Genomic DNA, 21,643 nt, shown 5'->3' on the forward strand with positions numbered 1-21,643 from the left:
TATTATTCTGCGTACATTTTATCTATAAGTGTCTTATATTTTTTCTGAATTACTTTACGTTTTAATTTTAACGTTGCTGTAATTTCTCCTGCTTCTATAGTAAATTCTTTAGGTAATAAAGTAAACTTTTTTATTTGCTCAAATTTAGAAAACTCTTTCTGCAATTCTTCAAAACGTTTTTCTAACATTGTTTTAATTTGATTGTTTGCAATTAAATCTTCTATATTTTTAAAACTAATTTTATGCTCTACTGCATATTTTTTAATATTTTCAAAACTTGGTACCGCTAAAGCAGTCACATATTTTTGTTGATCTCCTATAACAGCAATTTGCTCTATAAAAGAATCGCTAACTAAAGCCGTTTCTAACTTTTGCGGAGCAATATATTTTCCTCCAGAAGTTTTCATCAAATCTTTAATTCTATCTGTAATTATTAAATTTCCAGATGCATCTATTTTTCCTGCATCACCAGTTTTAAACCATCCATTTTCAAAAACAGCTGCAGTTGCTTCTGGCTTTTTGTAATACCCTTTCATTACTCCAGGTCCTTTTACTAAAATTTCGTTATTATCGCCAATTTTAATTTCAGAACCAATAATTGTTTTTCCTGCAGAATTAAATTCAAAATGATGATCTCCAAATAAAGTAACCGTTGCTGTTGTTTCTGTTAAACCATAACCACATTTTACATTTAATGCAAAAGAATGGAAAAACGAAACCAAATCTGCACCTAACGGAGCACCACCACATGGCATAAATTTTATATTTCCGCCAAATACACCACGTAATTTACTTAACACCAATTTATCTGCTATTTTATATTTTAAACCTAGCATTAATGGCACTTTTTTATCTAGTCTTTTATGTTTATTATGATAATTATTTCCAATACCTAAAGCCCAACTAGCTAATTTCATTTTTGCAGGAGAAGCTTCTTTTCTTTTTTCTTGAATTGCATTAAAAATTTTCTCAAAAATTCTTGGTACCGTACACATTAAAGTTGGTTTTACCTCTTTTAATACATCGGCTATTTTTTTTGGATCTTGATTAAAGTATACTTGAATACCTTGCTGTAAACAGAAAAACACCCAACTACGCTCGTAAATATGACTTAATGGTAAGAAACTTAAAGAAACATCATTTTCATTAACATCTAACTCTGCTTCGTGTGCTTTTAAAGACGATGCAAAATTATTATGATCTAACATTACACCTTTTGGTTCTCCGGTTGTACCAGAAGTATAAATAATACTTGCTAAATCATCTAATTCAGATTCAAAATGACGCTTTTCTAATTCGGTTTCAATACTTTTTGGAAATTCTGCATTGATAAAATCTGTAAAGTAAACAGCATTCTTAAGATTTTTTAAATCTACTGTTTTAGTTAACGCAACAATTAATTTTAAATATTGATTGTTTTCTGATATTTCTGCTGCTTTATCAAACTCTTCTTGATCTCCAACAAATAATACACTAACCTTTGCATCGTTTACAATATATGCTGCTTCTTTTTTAGAATTGGTTGCATAAATAGGAATTGTTACAGCTCTTGTTCCCATAATACCTAAGTCTGCAATAATCCATTCTGTCATGTTTTGAGCAAAAATCCCAATATTATCTTGCTCTTTTACTCCAAAATTAATTAAAGCTTTAGAAACTTGCTGAACTTGAAAGTAAAAAGAATCCCAAGAAACACCTTTCCAACTTTTAGAAGCTTCATCTTTATAAAAGATAGCTTTTTTAGTAGTAAACTTTTTAGTATTCTCTTTAATTACTTTCAGTAAATGTTTGTAATTCATAATTAATATTTCAATTATTTTTTAAAAATAATATTTATAGGTTACAAATTTACGAATATTTAAATATTTAAACAGACAGAACCTTTTTGATTGTTGTTAATAAATAGCAATTAAAAAGAAAAGAAAAAAACATCAACAAAAAAACTCAAGGTCTTGGTTTTAAAAATTATACCGTAATTCTTCTCTTTATAGCAACAACAAAACAATTATTTTAAAAAACTAACGTTAAAAAACTTTAGTTATTCTCTTATTTTACCTTAGTTTTATCAAAAAATTTAAAAATAGTAGATGGATTTTACAAACCCACTTGTATATGGTGTTCCTTGTTTTTTAGGACTTATTTTAGTCGAATTAACATATAGCAAACACAATAAAAAAGAAAAAAGCAAAAAAATTTATAATTGGAAAGATTTAGCAGCAAGCCTTACAATGGGTATTGGTTCTGCAGTTTTAGCACCTTTAACAAAAACAATTGCAGCAATTGTACTTTTTAATTTTGTGTATGAAATTTTTAATCCATTAGTAGATGGTGTTCGTACCAATATTATGGGTTACGAATCTTTTGGTTATGCTTGGTATGTTTGGATTATTTGTCAATTATTAGATGATTTTAGCTATTATTGGTTTCATAGACAAAACCATAATGTTCGTTTTTTATGGGCTGCACACATAGTGCATCATTCTTCTGATAATTTTAATTTAGGAACTGCGGTTAGAAATGGTTGGTTTACCATTTTTTACAAACCATTTTTTTATATGTGGATTACTGCTATTGGTTTTCCGCCAGAAATGTTAGTTGTTTGTTTGGGTATTGAGGCTTTATGGCAATTTCAATTACACACCGTTTACATTGGTAAATTAGGTTTTTTAGACAAAATATTTAATACACATACTATGCACCAAGTACATCATGCTCAAAATTTTGAGTATATGGATAAAAATCATGGTGGATTTTTAAATATTTTTGATAGAATTTTTGGTACTTTTAAAGAATATGATGAAACTATTGATATAAAATACGGAGTTACAACACCGCCAAATTCTTACAATCCGTTTGTAATTTTAACGCATGAATACAAAGATATTTGGAATGATATGAAAAAATCTAAAAATTGGTATCATAAATTTATGTATGCTTTTGCTCCTCCGGGTTGGAGCCACGATGGTAGTTCTTTAACCATAAAACAACAACGTAAATTATTAAAAGAAAATAAAATATAAAAAAATCTGTCAGTTTAAAAACTGACAGATTTTTTACTTTATAAATTATTGAATTGTTCTTACGGCTTTACAAAAAGCTTATCAATTGGTTTAGCCCTGATTGTAGCTTTTGTTTGAGCTCTTTTTTATTCCTTTTTAGGATAAAAAAAGCGAGTGCGGAAAGCAGGAAATAGCTTCTAAAAAAATTAATCTATCATATTTTTTAGGTAAAATTTTTCTACTTTTTCTCTTGCCCAAGGCGTTGTTCTTAAAAATTTTAAGCTAGATTTATAGGTAGGATTGTTTTTAAAGGCATTTATATTTAACGCATATCCTAATTCTTCCCAACCATATTCTAAGAACAATTCTTCTAACATGGTGGCTAATTTTATACCGTGTAACGGATTATTTGGTTGTTCTTTGCTCATTTAATTGTCTAAATTTGGTAAAATAAACTCGTCTAAAACAGTTTTTTTTGCCATCATTTTTTCGATGTCTTCTGCTTTTCTTGGCGCTTCGCCAGATAAATTAATTGGTGTTGTTTTTGTTACTAAAATATCGTCTTCTATTCTAATACCAATTCCCCAATATTTTTTATCACAATTACTACCTTCTGGAATGTAAATTCCAGGTTCCATAGTAACAATCATATTTTCTTCAAAAGTATTATAATTTCCTGGATCGTGCACATCTAAACCAATATGATGACTTGTTCCGTGAGGAAAATATGGATGTTTTTCATCTATAGATTTTATAATTCCTAATTTATACAAACCTTCGTTAATAATTTTTTTTGCTGCTTGGTTTGGAGCTTGCATACTTGTACCAATTGTATATAACTTAATACCAGCTTCTTGTGCTTTGTATACAATATCGTAAATTTCTTTTTGTTCTTTTGTAAACTTTCCACTTGCAGGAATTGTACGTGTTACATCTGCAGTAAAACCTCTATATTCTGCACCTAAATCCATTAAAACTAAATCATTTGCCACTTTGGTTTTGTTATTTTCTATGTAGTGTAAAATGCAACCGTTATTACCAGCACCAACAATAGATGGGTAACCTTCGTATTCTGCGCCGTACTTTTTATATACAAATTCATGAATACCTTGTAATTCTGTCTCTGACATATGAGGTTTCATTGCTTTCATTACTTCTATTTGCCCAACAGCAGAAATTCTTACAGCTTTGGTTAATAATTTAACTTCTTCTGCTGTTTTTACTTCTCTCATTGTTGCTAAATGTGTTGGTAAAAACTTAACATCAATATTTGTTTTTGGTTTTAAGGCTAAAGAAACTTTTTGTTTTATTTCTTTTTTAAGTTCGTTTGAAGTTGCTGTTTTATATTTTTTAATTAACTCATCTTCTTTAACTTCATCTGAACGACTTTCTACTCTATTAATAATCTGAATAACATTTGCGCTACTTTCTACAGGTGTTTCTGCAATATTACTGTAAACGTATTCTTGAATACCCGTTAAAAATAATTTAGGATTATAACCTGCTTTTATTTTAAATCCTTTTACCAAATCAAAAGTATCTGCATTACCGCCTAAATTTCTATAATCATCATTAAATTTTTCTATAAAAACTTTATCAAACTTTTTAAAATCGATGTTTGCATTTACAAATTCTTCTGCATTTAAAGATTTGCTAAAACCTAATTCTGTTTTAGCTCCTTCTGTTCCTAATCTTTTTCCATTCCATTGTTCTGCTCTTTTATCACGTTTTTGCACGTATAAAATTTCGTTATAAGTATTTCCATTTTCATCTGTAATAGTATCAGAAAATAAAACTAAAACCGCATTTGGTTCTCTATAACCAGTTAAGTAATAAAAATTTGGATCTTGATGAAAAACATAATCTACATCATTTGCTCTATTTCTTAACGGATTTGCAAATAAAACTGCTACTGAGTTTGCTGGCATTTTAGATCTTAAAACATCGCGTCTTTCTTTATGGAATTCTTTAGATAAATAATCTGTTGGCGTTTGTGAAAATCCCTGAAAGGATATTGCTAAAAAAGCAATTAAAAGCGTTTTAAAAATCTTCATAATTAATAAGTTTGGTTGTTATTCATCCAAATGTAATATTATTTATTTCCAACTGAAAAATTTTACAAAATATTTGTGCTTGAATATTGTGTATTTTTCAATAATTTAGCCAAAAATTGAAGAAATTTACTCAAAAAAACAATAAACGATCTTTAAAAAAAGGTTTTCTCTAATAAATAAAATATAAAATTTTATAATACAATGAAAAATATTGCATTACATTCTGTTCATGAAAATTTAGGCGCAAAAATGGTTCCTTTTGCAGGTTTTAACATGCCTGTACAATACGAAGGTGTTACCGCAGAGCACAATACTGTTAGAGAATCTGTTGGTGTTTTTGATGTAAGCCACATGGGTGAGTTTTTAGTAAGTGGAGAAAATGCTTTGGCTTTAATACAAAAAGTAACCTCTAACGATGCTTCTAAATTAGAAATTGGTGATGCACAATACAGCTGTTTTCCTAATGAAGAAAACGGAATTGTAGACGATTTAATTTGTTATAAAATTGAAGATAATAAATACCTTTTAGTTGTAAATGCTTCTAACATAGAAAAAGATTGGAATTGGATTTCTAAATATAACCAAGAATTTAATGCTGATTTAAGAGATTTATCTGATGATTATTCTTTGTTAGCAATACAAGGACCAAAAGCTGTAGAAGCAATGCAATCTCTATCTTCTTTAGACCTTGCCTCTATCCCTTTTTACAAATTTAAAGTAGGTGATTTTGCCGGTATAGAAAATGTAATTATTTCGGCTACAGGTTATACTGGTTCTGGCGGATTTGAAATCTATTGTAAAAATACAGAAGTTGCTCAAATTTGGGAAAAAGTTTTTGAAGCTGGTGCAGATTTTGGAATTAAACCAATTGGTTTGGCGGCACGTGATACCTTACGTTTAGAAATGGGATATTGTTTGTATGGTAATGATATTGATGATACAACATCGCCAATTGAAGCTGGTTTAGGTTGGATTACAAAATTTACTAAAGATTTTGTAAATGCTGATGCTTTAGCTAAACAAAAAGCAGACAAACCAACAAGAAAATTAGTTGCTTTTGAATTAGATGTAAGAGGAATACCAAGACATGGTTATGATATTGTAGATGAAAACGGAAACGTTATTGGTAATGTAACTTCTGGTACTATGAGTCCGTCTTTAGGAAAAGGAATTGGTTTAGGTTATGTACCTAGTACTTTGGCCAAAACTGGCTCTAAAATTAACATTCAGGTTCGTAAAAAAGCAATACCTGCAACGGTTGTAAAGTTGCCTTTTTACAAAGGATAAAAAAATAATAGTTTAAAAACCTCACAAATTTGTGAGGTTTTAATTTTTTATAAAACAAAATTTATAAACTTTGGATTCTTTAACTCAAATAGTTTTAGGTGCTGCCGTTGGCGAAGCTGTTTTAGGTAAAAAAATTGGCAATAAAGCTATGTTGTACGGCGCAATTGCAGGTACAATTCCAGATTTAGATGTACTTTCTTCTTTTTTTACAGATAAAGTTACTGCTCTAGAAATACACAGAGGTTTTACACATTCTATTTTATTTTCTATAGTTTTTGCACCAATTTTTGCTTTTATCGTTACAAAGTTAGAAAAATATAAAAGCAAAAAAGATTGGTCTTGGCTTTTCTTTTGGGCTTTTATTACACACCCTATTTTAGACGCACAAACTACTTGGGGAACACAACTTTTTTGGCCTTTAGATATTAGACTGGCTTTTAAAAATGTATTTGTAATTGATCCTTTATATACAATTCCGTTTTTAGTTTTATTGATTCTTGCCATGCGTCAAAAAAAAGAATCTACCAAAAGACGTTATTACAATAATTTAGGATTGATAATTAGTAGTTCTTATTTATTTATAACCTTAATTTTAAAAGGCATTTCTTATCAAACTTTTATAAAAGAGCTTAACAAACAAAACATTTCTTATAAAGAAATAGAAACCAAACCATCTCCGTTAAACACTCTTTTATGGACAGCAAATGTAGAAACTGAAAATGCTTTTTTAATAGGGCATTCATCATTTTTTGATAAAAACTCTATTCAGTTTTCTAGTTATCCTAAAAACCATCATTTACTTGGCAATTTGGCTAATCATGAAAAAGTAAAACGTATGATTGCTATTTCTAAAGGATGGTATACAATCAATCAAAAAAAAGACATTTTATATTTTAATGATTTACGTTTCGGCACTTTAAGTATAAAACCTAATGCAGATAATTTTGTTTTTAAATATAAAATTGAAATTGATAAAAATGGAAATCCTTATTTTATAGAAGAAGTTAAGGATAAAAAAGCTGGGGGAAAGTTGTTATTAGAATTGTGGACAAGAATTAAGGGTAAGTAAAAACAATTGTTATTGTTCAAATCTCCTTATTCTTAAAGACAGATCTTTTGGATCAAATGGTTTTGTTACAAAATCATCTACTCCTAAAGAAAAAGCTTCTAAAACAACATCTTCTGCACCTAGAGATGTAAGTATAATAATTTTTATTTGATCGTTATAATTATCCTTTATCCAGGCTACAAGTTCTAAACCTGTTATAAAAGGCATCATAATATCTAAAATTACTAAGTCTGGAGTTTCCTTTTTAATTTTTTCTAAGGCATCACTTCCGTCTACAGCGAATACAACCTCATGGTTATCGCTAATACTTAAATTAAGTAGTTTTCTACTTAACTCACTATCGTCTGCTACTAATATTTTCATACTAAAGTTTTTAAATTATTTATGTAAATGTATATAAAAAAATATTATTTTTTTGAGAGGTAAACTTCACCTCTTTCTCTTTTGTTTTTTTAAGCTATTTTATAGGTAAAAAGTCTCTTATTAATAAAACAACTTTAACTATAAACTAATATTTACATAAAATAAATATTTAATATTCAATATATTAACCTAAAACACAAATATTTTAACCTCTATATTTTTCAAAAGAAATAGAAAAGAAGTTAACTGCAAATAAACCTTACAAAAAAGCAATTCATCTTTATTTTTTGGCATTCAAACCCTTTTTTTTTCTTACCTTTTACAATGATTTTAACTTTAGAAAAAATGTAAATTATAGTATCATTTAAGATTGATTTTAAGTGTATTTAATTTTAGAAAATTAACATTTATAAATTTTAAATTTTGGAAAAAAAACTGCTAAAAGAAAAACAATTACAAAAAGAACTCTGGAAAATTAGCGACACAATTTTTTGGAGTTTAAATTCTGTAATTTTATTTACTATTATTTTAGATCTTATAATACTAAGTAAAAATTGGTTAGATTTTGTGCTGCTTAAATTATTTCTGTTTATTTTCTTTTACGCAGCTTACAACTTTTTTAAGAAAACACGAGGCGCAACACCTTACCTTTTAATACATCTAATTTTATTTAGTTTTAATTTTTTAACCTTAATCTCTATTTCTCATTCTGGCACCGTAAATACAATTGTATACACTACTGTACTTATTGTTTCGTTTGTAACTTTTAATCTAATTATTGTATGGCCTATAATTAATAGTTTTATACAATATCTTTTAGTTGTAGTGGTCTTTTCTTTGTTAGTGCTACTAGAAATTATAAACGATCCTTATCAAGTTTTAAAAGAAGGAGGTTACCTGTTTTTATCTTTAGGTTTTATAAGTTTTTTCTTACCAAAAATTAAAGAAAATGTATTAATAGAAAGAATTGAAGTAGCTTTAAAAGCAGATGAAAAGATTAACTTTTTACAAAAAGAATTATCAGAAACACAAACTAAATACAACTTATTAGAGCAAAAAGTACTGAAAAAAGAAAACGAATCTAAGTTTATGTTTCAGCAAATTAGTAATGATTTAAATAAAGTTAACGATGTTATTTCTACCGTTAATGATAATACTTCACAAGAAAGAAAGAAAAAGATAGAAGACATTAGTGACTTGATTGATAATTTAAGAAACCAAAGCTCTGTATACTTTAAACCTGTTAATTTAAATACAAATAACAAAAATTACGCTACAGACACCGTAGATGTTAAAAAAGTATATTTAGACGTATTTAAATCTTTTACAAACAAAATTGCAGAAAAAAATATTACCGGTACAGATAAATTAATAGACACTAACCCGTTAATAATTGGTAACGAAAGAATGTTTAAAACTATAATTTATAATATTTTAAACTTTATGGTAATTTTTTCTAAAGAGAATGATGAAATTATAGTTACCATAGACAACCTTAAAAACGATACTATTTTTAGTGTTACAAATAAAACAACCGGTATAAACTCTACTGAAATAGAATCTTACTTTAGAGATTTAGAGTTTGTAAATTATGATTATCAAAAGCACAGCGATAGTGTAAAAATAGGATTAAGAATATCTAAACAATTAACACAAAAAATGAACGGATATTTTAGTTATGTCTCTTCTGAAAGTATGGGATTTGAACTTAAAATACAATTTGAAACATATAAATAAAGCTAAATGATTATGAAAAAATATTATTTTATTGTACTAACAATTTTGTTAGGAATCCATGTACAAAGTTTCGGTCAAGTAGTAGAGCATTTTAATGAATATGATTATAGTGAAGAAATCACCATTAATGGAGCTCAAGGAATGGAAGAAATTTATATTCCTGTTAAAGAAAATATTGATATTCTAAACAGCTATATAAACTTAGAATTTATTTGCTCTAATGTTTTAGATTTTGATAAAAGCCATATGTCTGTATTAATAGCAGATACACCTATAGAAACTAGATTTCTTAAAAATCAAGATCAGATTATTAGCTTTAAAATACCTGTTAAGAAAAAGTATATTGTTTCTGATTTTATAAAAATTACTTTACAAACTAACTTAAGAATTGGAAGTGAAATATGTGAAGCCGATTCTAAAAGTGGTTTTTGGATTAAGTTAACTGAAAACTCTTTTTTCTCTTATAATTTACTTCCATCAGAAGAAAAAATTGTTAAAAAAACAATTAGCTATACAATACCAGATATTAAGTATATCGTTTTATCTGATAATAGTGAAATTAAAGATATAGAATATGCATCTTATATTAAGTTCTACTTAAAAAGAGTTTATGGTTTAGATACTAAGATTAAAAACATTAAAGATTATAAAAATAGCGTAATTGAAGATGCTATAATTATAATGCCATATGACAAATTAAGTGAAAGAATTACAACAAAAACACCTACAATAGAAAAAGAAAATGTAGGTTTAGTCTCTGTTTTTAACGATCAATATAAAGACTCTACAAGCTTAAAAACATACAATGGACAAAATATTGTTGTAACAGGTAAAAGCGAAACTGGTTTTAGTAAAGCTGCTCATTACTTACTACAAAAACACCTTATAAATTCTTCTTATGTAGATTATGTTTTTGTGCATGAAGAAGCAAAGTTATTAGACATTCCACAAAGAAAAGATTACGAACCAATTTACTTTAAAGAATTAGGCGCACAAAATAATATTTTACAAGGATTAGGTTACTTACAATCAAATGTTGCCTTACCTAGATCTAAATTTGGATCTAACGTAAAAAAAATGGATGTTAATATAGAAGGTAAATACAGACCTTTATCAGACAATGAACAAGGTTATTTTAATCTTTATTTTAATGATATCTTTTTAACATCATACAAATTAGATAATACAGGTGATTTAAATATCAGTTTTAGTTTTGATGACATTATTATGCAACAAAACAATAACTTTAAATATGAATTTTATTTTGTTCCTGAAGGTGGAATGTGTGACACAGCAGGAGCAACATTTTACGGTCAAATAGATGCTGTTAATTCTTATTTTAAACCTGTAGGATACGATGTTTCTTCTTCGCTTTCTTTCTTTAGATTTCCAGAAAACTTTCAATCTAAACCTTTAACTATTTATACTGATTTAGATCCTGAACAAAAATTAATAAGCAGCATTTCTGAATTAATTGATATAATTAATCCAGGAGAAACTGGTTTATCTGGGTTTATTTATCCTAAAATTAAAAACGCTACACTAAAAGAAATTGAAGCAGATTTAGAAACTTCTAAAATTATTATTAGTAAAGAAAGTGAAAAATTTTCTACCTTTTTTGCTGAATCTGCTTATATAAAGTTTAAAAACAATGTGGTAGAATATGATTCTGAAGAAATTAAACCTTTCTTTAATGTAGAATACGAAAAAGAGTTAGGATACAACCAACTTTTTTACCACAACAGTTCTCCTGTAATGCTGGTAAACGTACCTCAAGAATACAATGCAAATACATTACTATCTTTAATTTCTAACATTAGAGAACAAACAATTGCAGATACAGGTAATGTAATTATAGCAGATAACAATAATGCTTATTTCTTTGATTTAAGAATTATTAATGACAATCATGATAAAAACTATTTAAATTCTCTTTTAGACGGATTTTGGGGTAAATACAGAATTTTCATCGTTTCTATTTTATTAATTTTAGGAATATTAGTTTTAATATTTATTTTCCAAAAATCTAAAGAATCTAAAGCAAAAATTCAAGATGAAAAATAAGATTCTTTTACTTCTTTTGTTTCTACAAACCATCTGTAATTATGGGCAAAACCCTTGGCTACAATCCAAAGGAGATGTATTATTTTCTCCATCTATAACTCATTATTATACAGATACAAAAAGAGATGAAAACAGTATCAAATCCGATTTTGATAACAATGGATATTATAAAAACAATGTGTATAAAATCTATTTTGCAACCTCATTAATCGGTAATAAGTTAGATCTTATTGGTAATATACCTTACGTAGAAAGTACATATTCTGATGATTTTAATTTTAATGAGAATAATGAATTTGGTGATGTAGAATTAGGTCTTAAAATGCATTTAAAAAAAGTTGGCGAATTTCATTACCTAATGGGATCTTTAACTTCTATAATACCAATGTATAGTAATGATGCAGAACCATTTGTGGGTTTTGGCAAATTTGGTACAGAATTAAAAATTAATATTTCTGGAAATTCTAAATGGATGGGAGTTAATGATAATTTTCATCAATTAGAATTTGGTGTTAAGCAATTTTTTGGTGGTCCTACTCAATTTAAACTATACGGCTCTCAAGGATACAGATTTACAAAAAAGTTTCTTGCTTTAGCAGATATAGATATTTTTCTCTCTAGAGGAGATAATTTTACTGTTTCTCAAGAAAATGTACAAATTACACCCGACTTTGATATTGTTAAAACAACTCTTAGTCTTGGTTATGAATTCTCACCAAGTTTTGCTCTGTACGCAGGTGGTTTTAGCGATTTATGGAATAGAAATGTATCTATTGGTAAAGGTTGGCAAATATTTACGGTAATAAAATTATAAATATCTATGGCTAATTTTAATATAAACATTCATAGAAAAGAACTTTTTATAGAAAGCAAATTGCTTACTCATAAACAAGTATCTAAAATTGAAAGAATTAAAATTGGTCTAAATAAATCTTTTTTAAAGACAGCTTTAAACCATGGTTTTATTTCTAGATATCATTATAACAAAGTTATAGAAGATTTAAATTTACCCACTCTTAACATAAATTGTGATGAAATTGAAAACTATAAATCTTTTTCTGACACTCACGAAAGATTTAATTTATTTTTAAACACTTTAATATTTCCAATAGAACATAATAATAAAGTTGCTTTTGTTGTTGCCGATCCTTCAGATATAAATAACATAAGACTTGTTGAAGAGGAGTTAAAGGTTAAAGTTTCTGAAATTTTTGTTACTAATGAGCTAGATTTAAACAAAGCTTTGCACTTAAGATATGGTGATAAAATTTTACATAAATCTGTGTTTCATCTATATGAAAGTGATGCAGATAGTTGTGCTATAGAAACTTTTACACTAAAACAAGTAATTGCATTAGGTATCCTTTTTTTTATATTTTTAATAAGCTTATATTTTAATTTTGTTAATACTTTAATTGGAGCAAACCTTTTATTAAATTTCTTCTTATTATTTTCTATTCTTTTTAAATTTATGCTTACTATACATGGCTCTAGAACAGAGCTAGAAAGTAAAGTAAGTAAAGAAGAAATCGATTTAATTAACGATAAAGATCTACCTATATACACAATACATTTACCTGTATTTAAAGAATCAGAAGTAATTCAAAAATTAGTTTGGAACTTAAATAACTTAGATTATCCAATAGAAAAATTAGATGCAAAATTGTTAATTGAATCTGATGATGCAATGACATATAATGCTATCAGAGAAATGAAATTTCCTACTAATTTTGAGCCAATAATAGTGCCATATGCACAACCAAAAACAAAACCTAAAGCCTGTAATTATGGTTTGTATTTTTCTAAAGGAAAATATTTAACTATTTATGATGCAGAAGATATACCAGATAGTGATCAATTAAAACAAACTTATAAGCTTTTTAATAAATTACCAGACGATTATATTGCCATACAATGTGCTCTAAATTATTTTAATAAAAGTGAAAACTTTTTAACAAAAATGTTTACACTAGAGTATTCTTATTGGTTTGATTATATGCTACCTGGTTTAGACAGCCTTAGAATACCTATTCCTCTTGGTGGTACAAGTAATCATTTTAAATTTGATAAACTAATGGAACTTGGTGGTTGGGATGGTTTTAATGTTACAGAAGATGCAGATTTAGGTTTACGTTGTTATGCAAAAGATTACAAAATTACCGTATTAGATTCTACTACTTACGAAGAAGCTAATAACGATTTTTTTAATTGGATTAGACAACGTTCTAGATGGATAAAAGGATACATGCAAACCTATTTGGTACATATGAGAAATCCTCTTAAATTATATAAATCAATTGGTGCTAGAGGATTCTTTGGTTTTCAGTTTTTTATTGGTGGTACTGTTTTTACTTTTTTAAGTTACCCTATTCTATTGTTATTTTTATTAATATACTTCTGTTTTAAAAGTAAATGGATAGAATTGCTTTTTCCTGATTGGTTAATTATTATTTCTTTAATCAATTTTACATTAGGAAACTTAATAATGATTTACACAAATATGATTGCTATTTTTAAAAGAAGGTCATATTCTTTAATAATATACGCCTTAGCCAATCCAATTTATTGGTTAATGCATTCCATTTCTGCATACAAAGGATTAAATCAATTAATAACCAAACCTTTTTATTGGGAAAAAACCAACCATGGTTTAACCAAGAAAAAGAATTAAAACAAAAGGTATGGCTAATATTAAAGCAAAAAGCTCTTTACTAGTATTTTTTATCATTTGGTTTATTTACATTGCTTTTTTTAGTTTTGTAACCATGCTAATTCGTATGGATGGGTACATAAATTTTGAACCTTTATTTATTACCAGCCATATTAATACTCTTTTTGATAGTGGAGAGTTAGTTAAAAACTTTTTTCTATCATACCCATTATTAACCAACTCATTAGCATATCCTTTTTCTATATTTAGTGCAGAAGATGCTCCTTTTTTTGCATCAGTATTTTATACTTCTTTATTTGCTACTTTTGTTGTAACTGTTGTTGGTAAAGAAAAAAGTAATACACTTAAAGGATTCGTTTTTTTATATTTTCTAGTTAGCCCAATTACTATTTATACAGCAACTTCTGGTACATCTGTATATGCTTTTTATATTTTATATTTTTTTATTTTTTACTATCTTTTTAATTACATAAAAAACTTTACAACTTATCATATTGCTATATTAAGTATTATTTTAAGCTTAGCTACTTTTTTAGATTATAGAATTTTATGGCTCTTACCAATTCTATTTTTTTATGTATTTATCTTTAGTTTATATGGTATGAAAGGTTTAAAATCTTCTAATATTATTATTAAATATATTAAAACAACACAACACCATTCATTAAGACGAAAGTTTAGAGGTCGTTTAGGTTCTATGATATTTATTATCGGTTTTTTCCCTGTTACAAGTCTACTTTTATACTTTATTATAAATTATTTAATGGGTAATGATTTCTTTTACTTCTACGATTCTTTAGATACTAAATGGAATGGAAATAGCATTTTTAGTTTATTAGAAATAAATACAATTACAAGCTTAGACAATAGAGCAGTAAACAACTTTTCGTTTTTTAATATTGTTTTATTTATATCACCTATATTTATTTTTGAAATAATAAGACATTATAAGAAACCTTTAAATATTATTATTTTATCATTAGTACCTTTATTACTGTATACCTTATTAAGAGACAGTAATACTAATTTTATGAACTTGTCTTACTATGTTATTATTATAGCTGCCGCCATTGCTTCTATTGCTGCTGCAACAAGTAATAATTTAAAGTTTAAAAAAGTAAGCTATTTAATTTATGCTTGTTTATTTTCTATTAATATTTATGGTGAATATCAATATTTAAAAAAATCTTCTTTTACTTCAGAACAAATTTATTTTAATAGTGTAATTAACAAAGAACAGAACACTACTTTATTAGAGTACAAAGAAGGAGGAAGATATTTAGCTGCTAACACACCAGAAAATGCTATTGTTTTGTGCGATAGGTCTATTATGTATCCTTTAGTTGCTTACAATAAAGATAATAACTTCTTTATATCTAACTCTTCTACAGAGTTTAAAAATGCTATTTATAATCCTACCGAAAATTGTGATTATATTATTCTTTCTAATGCAGAATCTCCTTTTTATTATTATGATAAAGTAGAAGCTAATTTTAATAATATAGAAAAAAACGGATTGAGTGTTAATGATTATAGAACTAAAGTTATTTATTTTTCTAATACTTTTAGAATCCTTAAAGTAATCAAATAATTACAAGCAATCTATAATTTTATCAGAATTAGAAATTCCAAAATTACCTTTGTATTCCCATAAGTAAGATTTAATATTATGTTCTTTAAAAACCTCTATCAAATCTTTAAAGTATTTACATCTATAGTTTTCATCAATTGTATTAATTGCACCAAATTCTGTACACCATAATTCTACATTATGCTCTTTAGCCCACTTAGAAATAATATCAATTTTATGACTTAAAGACGTTTTATTAGCCATGTCTTTATAGTCTTTGTAATTAACTTCACCTTCTGTACCTATTGCTTTTACATCTATTTTAGGCATTTTAATAGAATCATACGGATAAGGAATTTTTTCTGTTTTAGTTTGATTTCCTATCCAATTTGCACCTTGATGTGTAAAAATAAACGGTTCATAAAAATGAAATGTATAAACAATGTTTTTATAAGGAAATGGCTTTTTTCTAGAAAGCTCGTAAATACTATTATAATTAGTTGCTCCTATAAGTATTTTAGTTTCCTTATCTTTTTTTCTTATTTCCGGAACAATTTCTTGTACCATTTCATCCCATTTATTGGGATATAAATTAGGTTCGTTTAAAATTTCATAGAAGATAAAATTAGAATACTTTCTTAATTTACGGCTAACATATACCCAGTTTTTCTTAATCGTTTCAATATTTGTAAACGCTGTTTCTTTCTCTAAAGTATGATCAAAATAACAAATTATTAAGGTCATATCTTTACTTTTAATATATTTTACAATCTTTACTAAATCTCTTAAAAAACTACCTTTAGATTTTTTTTTAAATTGATATTCAAAAGCAATTGGTAATCTAATGTCTTTAATTCCTTTATCATACAACTTATCAATATCTGCAATTATCTCTTTATAATTTAATGGTTCTTGCTCCCAAAATCTTTCATAACCCGTTAAATTTATACCAACATTAAGAGTACTTTGTTGAGCTTTTACAATAGTATTGACTGATAAAAGAAGCATAATACAAACGGTTTTTGAAAAACACATATTCTATAAATTATTTTAGTAAAAATAACATCTTTTTTTACCTATTTAAATAACGATGAATGAATCTTAAATATTTTAGATGTTTAAATTTTATTTCTTCATTATCATTATCGTTTTTATTTACTAAATTGAGTGCTTAAACACAACTCTATGAAATTAAAATTAATTACCCTACTTCTTTTAGTAACAGTTTTTACTCTACAAATTAATGCACAAGAAAATGCTCAAAGTATTTTAGAAAAAGCATACGTAAAAGCCAAAGCAGAAAACAAAAATGTTTTTATAAAGTATAGCGCTTCTTGGTGTGGTTGGTGTAAAAAAATGGATAAACAAATGAAAAACGAAAGTTGTAAATCTTTCTTTGATGATAATTATGTAACTGTTAACTTGGTTGTACAAGAATCTGAAAAAAATAAACATTTAGAAACTCCTGGAGCGATGGAAATATTAACAAAACAAAAAGGAGAAAAAGCAGGTTTACCTTTTTGGGTAATTCTTGACGATACAGGTAAATTACTAGAAGATTCTTTTGACTCAAAAGGACAAAATTTAGGTTGCCCTGCAACTAAAGAAGAAGTTACTGAGTTTATAAAAATCCTTATAATTACCTCAACAATTTCTAATGAAAATCTTAAAACAATTTCTGAAATATTTTTAGCAAAATAATATTTTCTAATACAATTTTAAGAGACGTTCCTTTTTTAATCGTTTAAAAATCAATCATTAAAAAACATCTCTATAATATAAAGAACCTCCTTCTAATTTACTTAGAAAGAGATTCTTTATATATTCATCAAAAATAAATTTAAACTATTAAAGTTTAATCCAACAACGCTGCATTATCAAGAATTAATTCTATTTTCTTAATAATTACAGTTATCTGACTCATTTGAGCTTCTATATTTCTAAAATAAATACTTATATCTCTATTTACCCAACTTTCAGAAATAACACGTGCTCCTAAACTAATTCTTAAAACAGCACTTTGCAAATCGTTTCTATATTTTACATTAACTGCTTGACCAATATGACATTTTTGAGCAGCAAGTCTGATAATTTCTAACGAAGCACCTTCAAATTGTTCTGATAAATCTGAATTTAACAATAAATAAAGTTTTTTTACTTTATCTACAGTTAATGCATCTCCGTTTTTAATGATAAAGAAAGGGAAAATAGTTCTAATATTTCTTATTCCGAATTCCTCATTATCATAAGGGTTTTCTTGAAATTCGTTTACATGAAGAGGTTCTAAAAAAGAAGCTTCGTTTATAGAGTCTTCTACAAAATTACAGAACATTTCAATTCCCATATTTCTGTATAAAATAGGTGTTAAAAAGTACTTTTCCATTTCTACAATGGCAGCTTTCCAACGCATATTAGAACCATAATTAAAACCATCACATAAATCTGTAGCACAAGACCAATTTGATGGCCAATCTGATCGATTATAGTAATCTGTTAAACCTTTTGGTAATTTTTCTGTGACAGCACTTATAGATTGACTAACTCCTTTAGGAAAAATTAATGCTCCTGAATAAGGAGGACCTGTAAAATATTTACTACCTGTAATACTAACAATATATTCTTTTTCTAAATAATTTTGAATATCTACAGGATCTAATCTAAGTTGTGCGGCATCTATAATTACTTGTATAGACAGTCCTTTTAACGTATCTAAATCTTGCATCATTTTTTCACTAGGAGATTGATATCCTAATTTAGAATGATCCATTATATGCAATACAACGTGTTTTCCTAATTTATTAGTTTCAGAAATAGCTGTAAAAACTTCATTATCTAATTGATTTGTAGATTTTAATTGACCGTTTTCATCTCTAAAAGGAATTTTAATCAAATCTACATCTTTAAACCCTTCTATTCTATCTCCTTTTTTAGCAGGACAATTAAGTGCTGTATTGTTTTCAAAATGACATCCTTTTAAAGCTGCTGGCACACCACTACCCGTTTCATCAGAGGCAACCAATACATGTGTAATTTCTTTATTAGTTACAATTTGAGTTAATGCTGCTATTTGAAGAGATGAATCTGTACCAGAAGGAGAAAAAATAATTTCGCAAGCTTCATCTAACGTAAATATTTTTCTTAAACTATTTTTTAAAGATTCAGAAAATTCTAATGCTGTATTTTTAAATCCTTTTTTTAAGCTATTTTTAATTAAAATGCTTCTTGCTTTATCCGTTTTATCAAAAGCAAAATTAGAAACACTTGTTGCAGTAGATGATGCAAATGTAAATGCTTCTGGTCTAGGAAACGGTCTACAACCATATTTATTTAATAAGTAAACCTCATCAATTGTTAATCTAAGATCTCCTCCATCCATTAATAAATACTCTGTTGGTTTTGCTAAATTTTTAACAATAGGTTCCCAAGCTTTTTCAAAAACATTTGTTTCTGTACTTATTCCATGAAAAGTTTCTAATTCTTCATAATTAGACGAATTATTATCCGTAGGATTTTTAATTAAGTCTATTAAAGAAAAGTTTACATTTTCTAACTTTTCTTTATCTTCTTTAGGTAATAATTTATAAAAAATCTTGGTTACTTCTAACGCAGAAATATCACACAAATAAGTAGCTTTTTCATTATTATTTAAAGCCTTAAACCAAAGTTGCCACTCTATACCATATCTTAAATATACTAAAGCTAGAACAGGGTTTCTTAAATATAAAGAACCTATTATAATAGATTTATTTGGTTCTATTTTAAAAACATTAGGTACCGTATTAGAAGTAATAATATTTATATTGTTTAATTTAGGTACTGTGTTAAATCTTTTTAAAACATGTACTAAATAATTAACATTTTCTTTTTCAAATAAACTTGTTCTTTTGTATTGATTTTCAATAGGAATATTATTTGTCATAAGTACTTTAATTTTAATCGTTTGCAACGATACTTACTTTTTTAATTCGGTTAAAACCTTTTATTTTTTAATTATTTTTAAACTTTGGTAATAGATGTAACTCTTAAAAATTAATCATTTAAACTTATCAATTCATTTTTACTACTAGTAAGACAATCTACACAACTGGTTGTACCTATAGTGGTTTCAATCAATTTAAAACACTTTTTACATTTATACCATTCTTTTCCAAACTCAAAATCTCCTCCTTTAATAAGAATTGATTTACCTTCTACAAATGCTTCTGCTATTTTTTTTAAGGCACTGTTATAAATTCTGGTAAGAGTTGGCCTAGATACTTCCATCATTTCTGCTGCTGTATCTTGAGATAGCTTATCATAAATAACCAACTTAACAGATTCATATTCTTCATATTGTAAAGAAATATGAGAAGAGTTACAGAATTTAATTCCAAAAGGTTTAAACCCTAACATTTTAGGTGGGCTTTTAATTTTTCTCTTTTTTTTAGGACGTGGCATTTCTTACCTTTAAAATGAGTTTACTTAGTATAAAAGAATAAAAAGTAATTTTTAAGTTTACTACTTGTTAAATCTAAAATTCTATGCAAATGTAATGAACAAACGTTCATTATAAAAAATATAATCTTCTTTTTAAGGTAATTTTTAGAAATTTATAGCGCAATTTAATTATGCAATTAAAAAACAAATGACATTAAAATTACATAAAATTGATTTTAGTGTTTTAATTTAGCATTTTAATTATTTTTTTTTGAAAAAATGTAAGGAATACCATTTTAGATCGATTATATAATTTAGATATTAAATAAACCAATTAAAAACTAATCATGAAAAAAACACTTATTACCGTAATCTCAGCATTTTCGTTATTTATAAGTTGCCAAAAACAAGCTAAAAAAGAAGTAACTGTAACAGAAAACAAAACAGAAGAAATAGTTGCTCCTACTTTTGCTGAAAACATAGAAAAAGCACATAAAAAAGCAGATTTTTTAAAGCATGAAGCAATACAGTATAATACTGTTATAGAGTTTGGTGGAAACGAAATTTTTAATGCAACTATTACAGTTTCTACAACTTCTGATATTGCAAAAATTGTATATAAAAATGGAGATGAAATTTATGTTAACAAAGAAAAAACATTTGTTTCTCCTAGCTTAAAAGAAAATCCGCAAGTTCGTTTTCATGCATATACTTGGAATTATTTTTTCCTTTTTCCTTATAAATTAAATGATAATGGAACAATTTGGGATGATAATTTTAAAACTAATGAAACTGAAAATCCTTATAACACTGCCAAATTAACTTTTGAAGCAAACACAGGTGATGCACCAGACGATTGGTATGTTGTTTATGAAAACAAAGAAACAAACCTTTTAAACCACGCTGCTTACATTGTTTCTTTAGGAAAAACAGTAGAAGCTGCAGAAGCAGACCCACATGCTATAAAATATATAGATTATAGTACTATTGATGGAATTCCTTTTGCAACAAACTGGGAATTTTATGGATGGAATCTTAATGAAGGTTTAACTACTAAAATTGGTAGCGCAGTACTAACAGATATAAAATTTGTTGAAGGTTTTAGAGAAAACTTTAAAGTACCAGAAAATTATATTGCTAAATAATTTTTAGTAATTTTTTTAATAGAAAAATCCTCAGAATTGTTATGTACAGTTCTGAGGATTTTTATTTACTATCTAAATAAGAACAAACCTTTTAAGTCTATTATTTTTATTTAAATATTATTTTTTGTTTTAAATTTATGCTCTAAAAAATGATAAATAAAAGCGATAAATAAATTATATTGCATATTATTTTACAAATTAAGAATAATAATTATGGTGGAGTTCAGAATCCACTTAAAAAAACGAGGCGTATCCGAAAAGCCACATG

General features: G+C 26.6%; 17 protein-coding genes. 10 read left to right on the forward strand and 7 right to left on the reverse strand.

The features are described 5' to 3' along the window. Positions 1-2 precede the first annotated feature (2 nt). Positions 3-1,799 carry an AMP-dependent synthetase/ligase gene (locus KI686_RS08815; RefSeq protein ID WP_237588907.1) on the reverse strand — a complete coding sequence of 599 codons (1,797 nt, stop codon included), beginning with the start codon at positions 1,797-1,799 and terminating at the stop codon, positions 3-5. 288 nt (positions 1,800-2,087) lie between these two features. On the opposite strand from KI686_RS08815, the gene KI686_RS08820 reads away from it, so the two are divergent. Further along, positions 2,088-3,020: a sterol desaturase family protein gene (locus tag KI686_RS08820; protein WP_237588908.1), complete on the forward strand. Its 933-nt coding sequence runs from the start codon at positions 2,088-2,090 to the stop codon at positions 3,018-3,020. Between the two features lie 185 nt (positions 3,021-3,205). On the opposite strand, the gene KI686_RS08825 is transcribed toward KI686_RS08820, so the two are convergent. Together KI686_RS08825 and KI686_RS08830 are read right to left on the reverse strand one after the other, a co-directional pair. Continuing rightward, complete coding sequence (locus tag KI686_RS08825; protein ID WP_237588909.1) at positions 3,206-3,427, reverse strand: VF530 family protein; 222 nt, start codon at positions 3,425-3,427, stop codon at positions 3,206-3,208. After that, entirely contained in the window at positions 3,428-5,053 is a 1,626-nt protein-coding gene (locus tag KI686_RS08830; RefSeq protein ID WP_237588910.1) for an aminopeptidase P N-terminal domain-containing protein, read from the reverse strand. A 201-nt stretch (positions 5,054-5,254) separates the two neighbouring features. Here KI686_RS08830 and gcvT point away from each other — a divergent pair, with 201 nt between their 5' ends. Next, complete coding sequence (gene gcvT, locus KI686_RS08835) at positions 5,255-6,340, forward strand: glycine cleavage system aminomethyltransferase GcvT (RefSeq protein ID WP_237588911.1); 1,086 nt, start codon at positions 5,255-5,257, stop codon at positions 6,338-6,340. Positions 6,341-6,410: 70 nt separating this feature from the next. After that, positions 6,411-7,409, forward strand: coding sequence for a metal-dependent hydrolase (locus KI686_RS08840; protein WP_237588912.1), 999 nt, complete (start codon positions 6,411-6,413; stop codon positions 7,407-7,409). Between the two features lie 9 nt (positions 7,410-7,418). Here the strand turns inward: KI686_RS08840 and KI686_RS08845 are convergent, their stop codons facing one another. Beyond that, positions 7,419-7,772, reverse strand: a complete 354-nt coding sequence (locus KI686_RS08845; protein WP_237588913.1) for a response regulator — start codon at positions 7,770-7,772, stop codon at positions 7,419-7,421. Between the two features lie 423 nt (positions 7,773-8,195). Between KI686_RS08845 and KI686_RS08850 the strand changes: the two genes are divergently transcribed. From KI686_RS08850 to KI686_RS08870, 5 genes are read left to right on the forward strand one after another with little or no spacing between them, the layout of a single operon-like run. Beyond that, positions 8,196-9,509 carry an ATP-binding protein gene (locus KI686_RS08850; protein ID WP_237588914.1) on the forward strand — a complete coding sequence of 438 codons (1,314 nt, stop codon included), beginning with the start codon at positions 8,196-8,198 and terminating at the stop codon, positions 9,507-9,509. Positions 9,510-9,521: 12 nt separating this feature from the next. Beyond that, positions 9,522-11,573, forward strand: a complete 2,052-nt coding sequence (locus KI686_RS08855; protein WP_237588915.1) for a cellulose biosynthesis cyclic di-GMP-binding regulatory protein BcsB — start codon at positions 9,522-9,524, stop codon at positions 11,571-11,573. Next, positions 11,563-12,387 carry a hypothetical protein gene (locus tag KI686_RS08860; RefSeq protein WP_237588916.1) on the forward strand — a complete coding sequence of 275 codons (825 nt, stop codon included), beginning with the start codon at positions 11,563-11,565 and terminating at the stop codon, positions 12,385-12,387. Before KI686_RS08855 ends, KI686_RS08860 begins: the two co-directional genes overlap by 11 nt. 6 nt (positions 12,388-12,393) lie before the next feature. Beyond that, positions 12,394-14,244, forward strand: coding sequence for a glycosyltransferase family 2 protein (locus tag KI686_RS08865; RefSeq protein WP_237588917.1), 1,851 nt, complete (start codon positions 12,394-12,396; stop codon positions 14,242-14,244). A 10-nt stretch (positions 14,245-14,254) separates the two neighbouring features. After that, positions 14,255-15,835, forward strand: a complete 1,581-nt coding sequence (locus KI686_RS08870) for a hypothetical protein (RefSeq protein ID WP_237588918.1) — start codon at positions 14,255-14,257, stop codon at positions 15,833-15,835. Here the strand turns inward: KI686_RS08870 and KI686_RS08875 are convergent, their stop codons facing one another. Beyond that, entirely contained in the window at positions 15,836-16,822 is a 987-nt protein-coding gene (locus KI686_RS08875) for a glycoside hydrolase family 5 protein (RefSeq protein WP_237588919.1), read from the reverse strand. A gap of 177 nt (positions 16,823-16,999) precedes the next feature. On the opposite strand from KI686_RS08875, the gene KI686_RS08880 reads away from it, so the two are divergent. After that, positions 17,000-17,515: a thioredoxin family protein gene (locus KI686_RS08880; protein ID WP_237588920.1), complete on the forward strand. Its 516-nt coding sequence runs from the start codon at positions 17,000-17,002 to the stop codon at positions 17,513-17,515. 154 nt (positions 17,516-17,669) lie between these two features. Here the strand turns inward: KI686_RS08880 and KI686_RS08885 are convergent, their stop codons facing one another. Continuing rightward, positions 17,670-19,733 carry a hypothetical protein gene (locus tag KI686_RS08885; protein ID WP_237588921.1) on the reverse strand — a complete coding sequence of 688 codons (2,064 nt, stop codon included), beginning with the start codon at positions 19,731-19,733 and terminating at the stop codon, positions 17,670-17,672. A gap of 110 nt (positions 19,734-19,843) precedes the next feature. Beyond that, the gene (locus tag KI686_RS08890; protein ID WP_262913986.1) at positions 19,844-20,251 is read right to left on the reverse strand and encodes a DUF134 domain-containing protein; all 408 of its coding nucleotides are present in this window, start codon (positions 20,249-20,251) and stop codon (positions 19,844-19,846) included. 326 nt (positions 20,252-20,577) lie between these two features. On the opposite strand from KI686_RS08890, the gene KI686_RS08895 reads away from it, so the two are divergent. Then, the gene (locus KI686_RS08895) at positions 20,578-21,375 is read left to right on the forward strand and encodes a hypothetical protein (RefSeq protein WP_237588923.1); all 798 of its coding nucleotides are present in this window, start codon (positions 20,578-20,580) and stop codon (positions 21,373-21,375) included. Positions 21,376-21,643 lie beyond the last annotated feature (268 nt).

This window comes from Polaribacter sargassicola, assembly GCF_021991835.1.
Lineage (GTDB): Bacteria > Bacteroidota > Bacteroidia > Flavobacteriales > Flavobacteriaceae > Polaribacter > Polaribacter sargassicola.

Excerpts from the sequence above, each read along its gene's own strand:
- KI686_RS08815 (WP_237588907.1), bottom strand. The coding sequence starts at position 1,799 with ATGAATTACAAACATTTACTGAAAGTAATTAAAGAGAATACTAAAAAG.
- KI686_RS08820 (WP_237588908.1), top strand. The coding sequence starts at position 2,088 with ATGGATTTTACAAACCCACTTGTATATGGTGTTCCTTGTTTTTTAGGA.
- KI686_RS08825 (WP_237588909.1), bottom strand. The coding sequence starts at position 3,427 with ATGAGCAAAGAACAACCAAATAATCCGTTACACGGTATAAAATTAGCC.
- KI686_RS08830 (WP_237588910.1), bottom strand. The coding sequence starts at position 5,053 with ATGAAGATTTTTAAAACGCTTTTAATTGCTTTTTTAGCAATATCCTTT.
- gcvT (WP_237588911.1), top strand. The coding sequence starts at position 5,255 with ATGAAAAATATTGCATTACATTCTGTTCATGAAAATTTAGGCGCAAAA.
- KI686_RS08845 (WP_237588913.1), bottom strand. The coding sequence starts at position 7,772 with ATGAAAATATTAGTAGCAGACGATAGTGAGTTAAGTAGAAAACTACTT.
- KI686_RS08855 (WP_237588915.1), top strand. The coding sequence starts at position 9,522 with ATGAAAAAATATTATTTTATTGTACTAACAATTTTGTTAGGAATCCAT.
- KI686_RS08860 (WP_237588916.1), top strand. The coding sequence starts at position 11,563 with ATGAAAAATAAGATTCTTTTACTTCTTTTGTTTCTACAAACCATCTGT.
- KI686_RS08865 (WP_237588917.1), top strand. The coding sequence starts at position 12,394 with ATGGCTAATTTTAATATAAACATTCATAGAAAAGAACTTTTTATAGAA.
- KI686_RS08870 (WP_237588918.1), top strand. The coding sequence starts at position 14,255 with ATGGCTAATATTAAAGCAAAAAGCTCTTTACTAGTATTTTTTATCATT.
- KI686_RS08875 (WP_237588919.1), bottom strand. The coding sequence starts at position 16,822 with ATGCTTCTTTTATCAGTCAATACTATTGTAAAAGCTCAACAAAGTACT.
- KI686_RS08880 (WP_237588920.1), top strand. The coding sequence starts at position 17,000 with ATGAAATTAAAATTAATTACCCTACTTCTTTTAGTAACAGTTTTTACT.
- KI686_RS08885 (WP_237588921.1), bottom strand. The coding sequence starts at position 19,733 with ATGACAAATAATATTCCTATTGAAAATCAATACAAAAGAACAAGTTTA.
- KI686_RS08890 (WP_262913986.1), bottom strand. The coding sequence starts at position 20,251 with ATGCCACGTCCTAAAAAAAAGAGAAAAATTAAAAGCCCACCTAAAATG.
- KI686_RS08895 (WP_237588923.1), top strand. The coding sequence starts at position 20,578 with ATGAAAAAAACACTTATTACCGTAATCTCAGCATTTTCGTTATTTATA.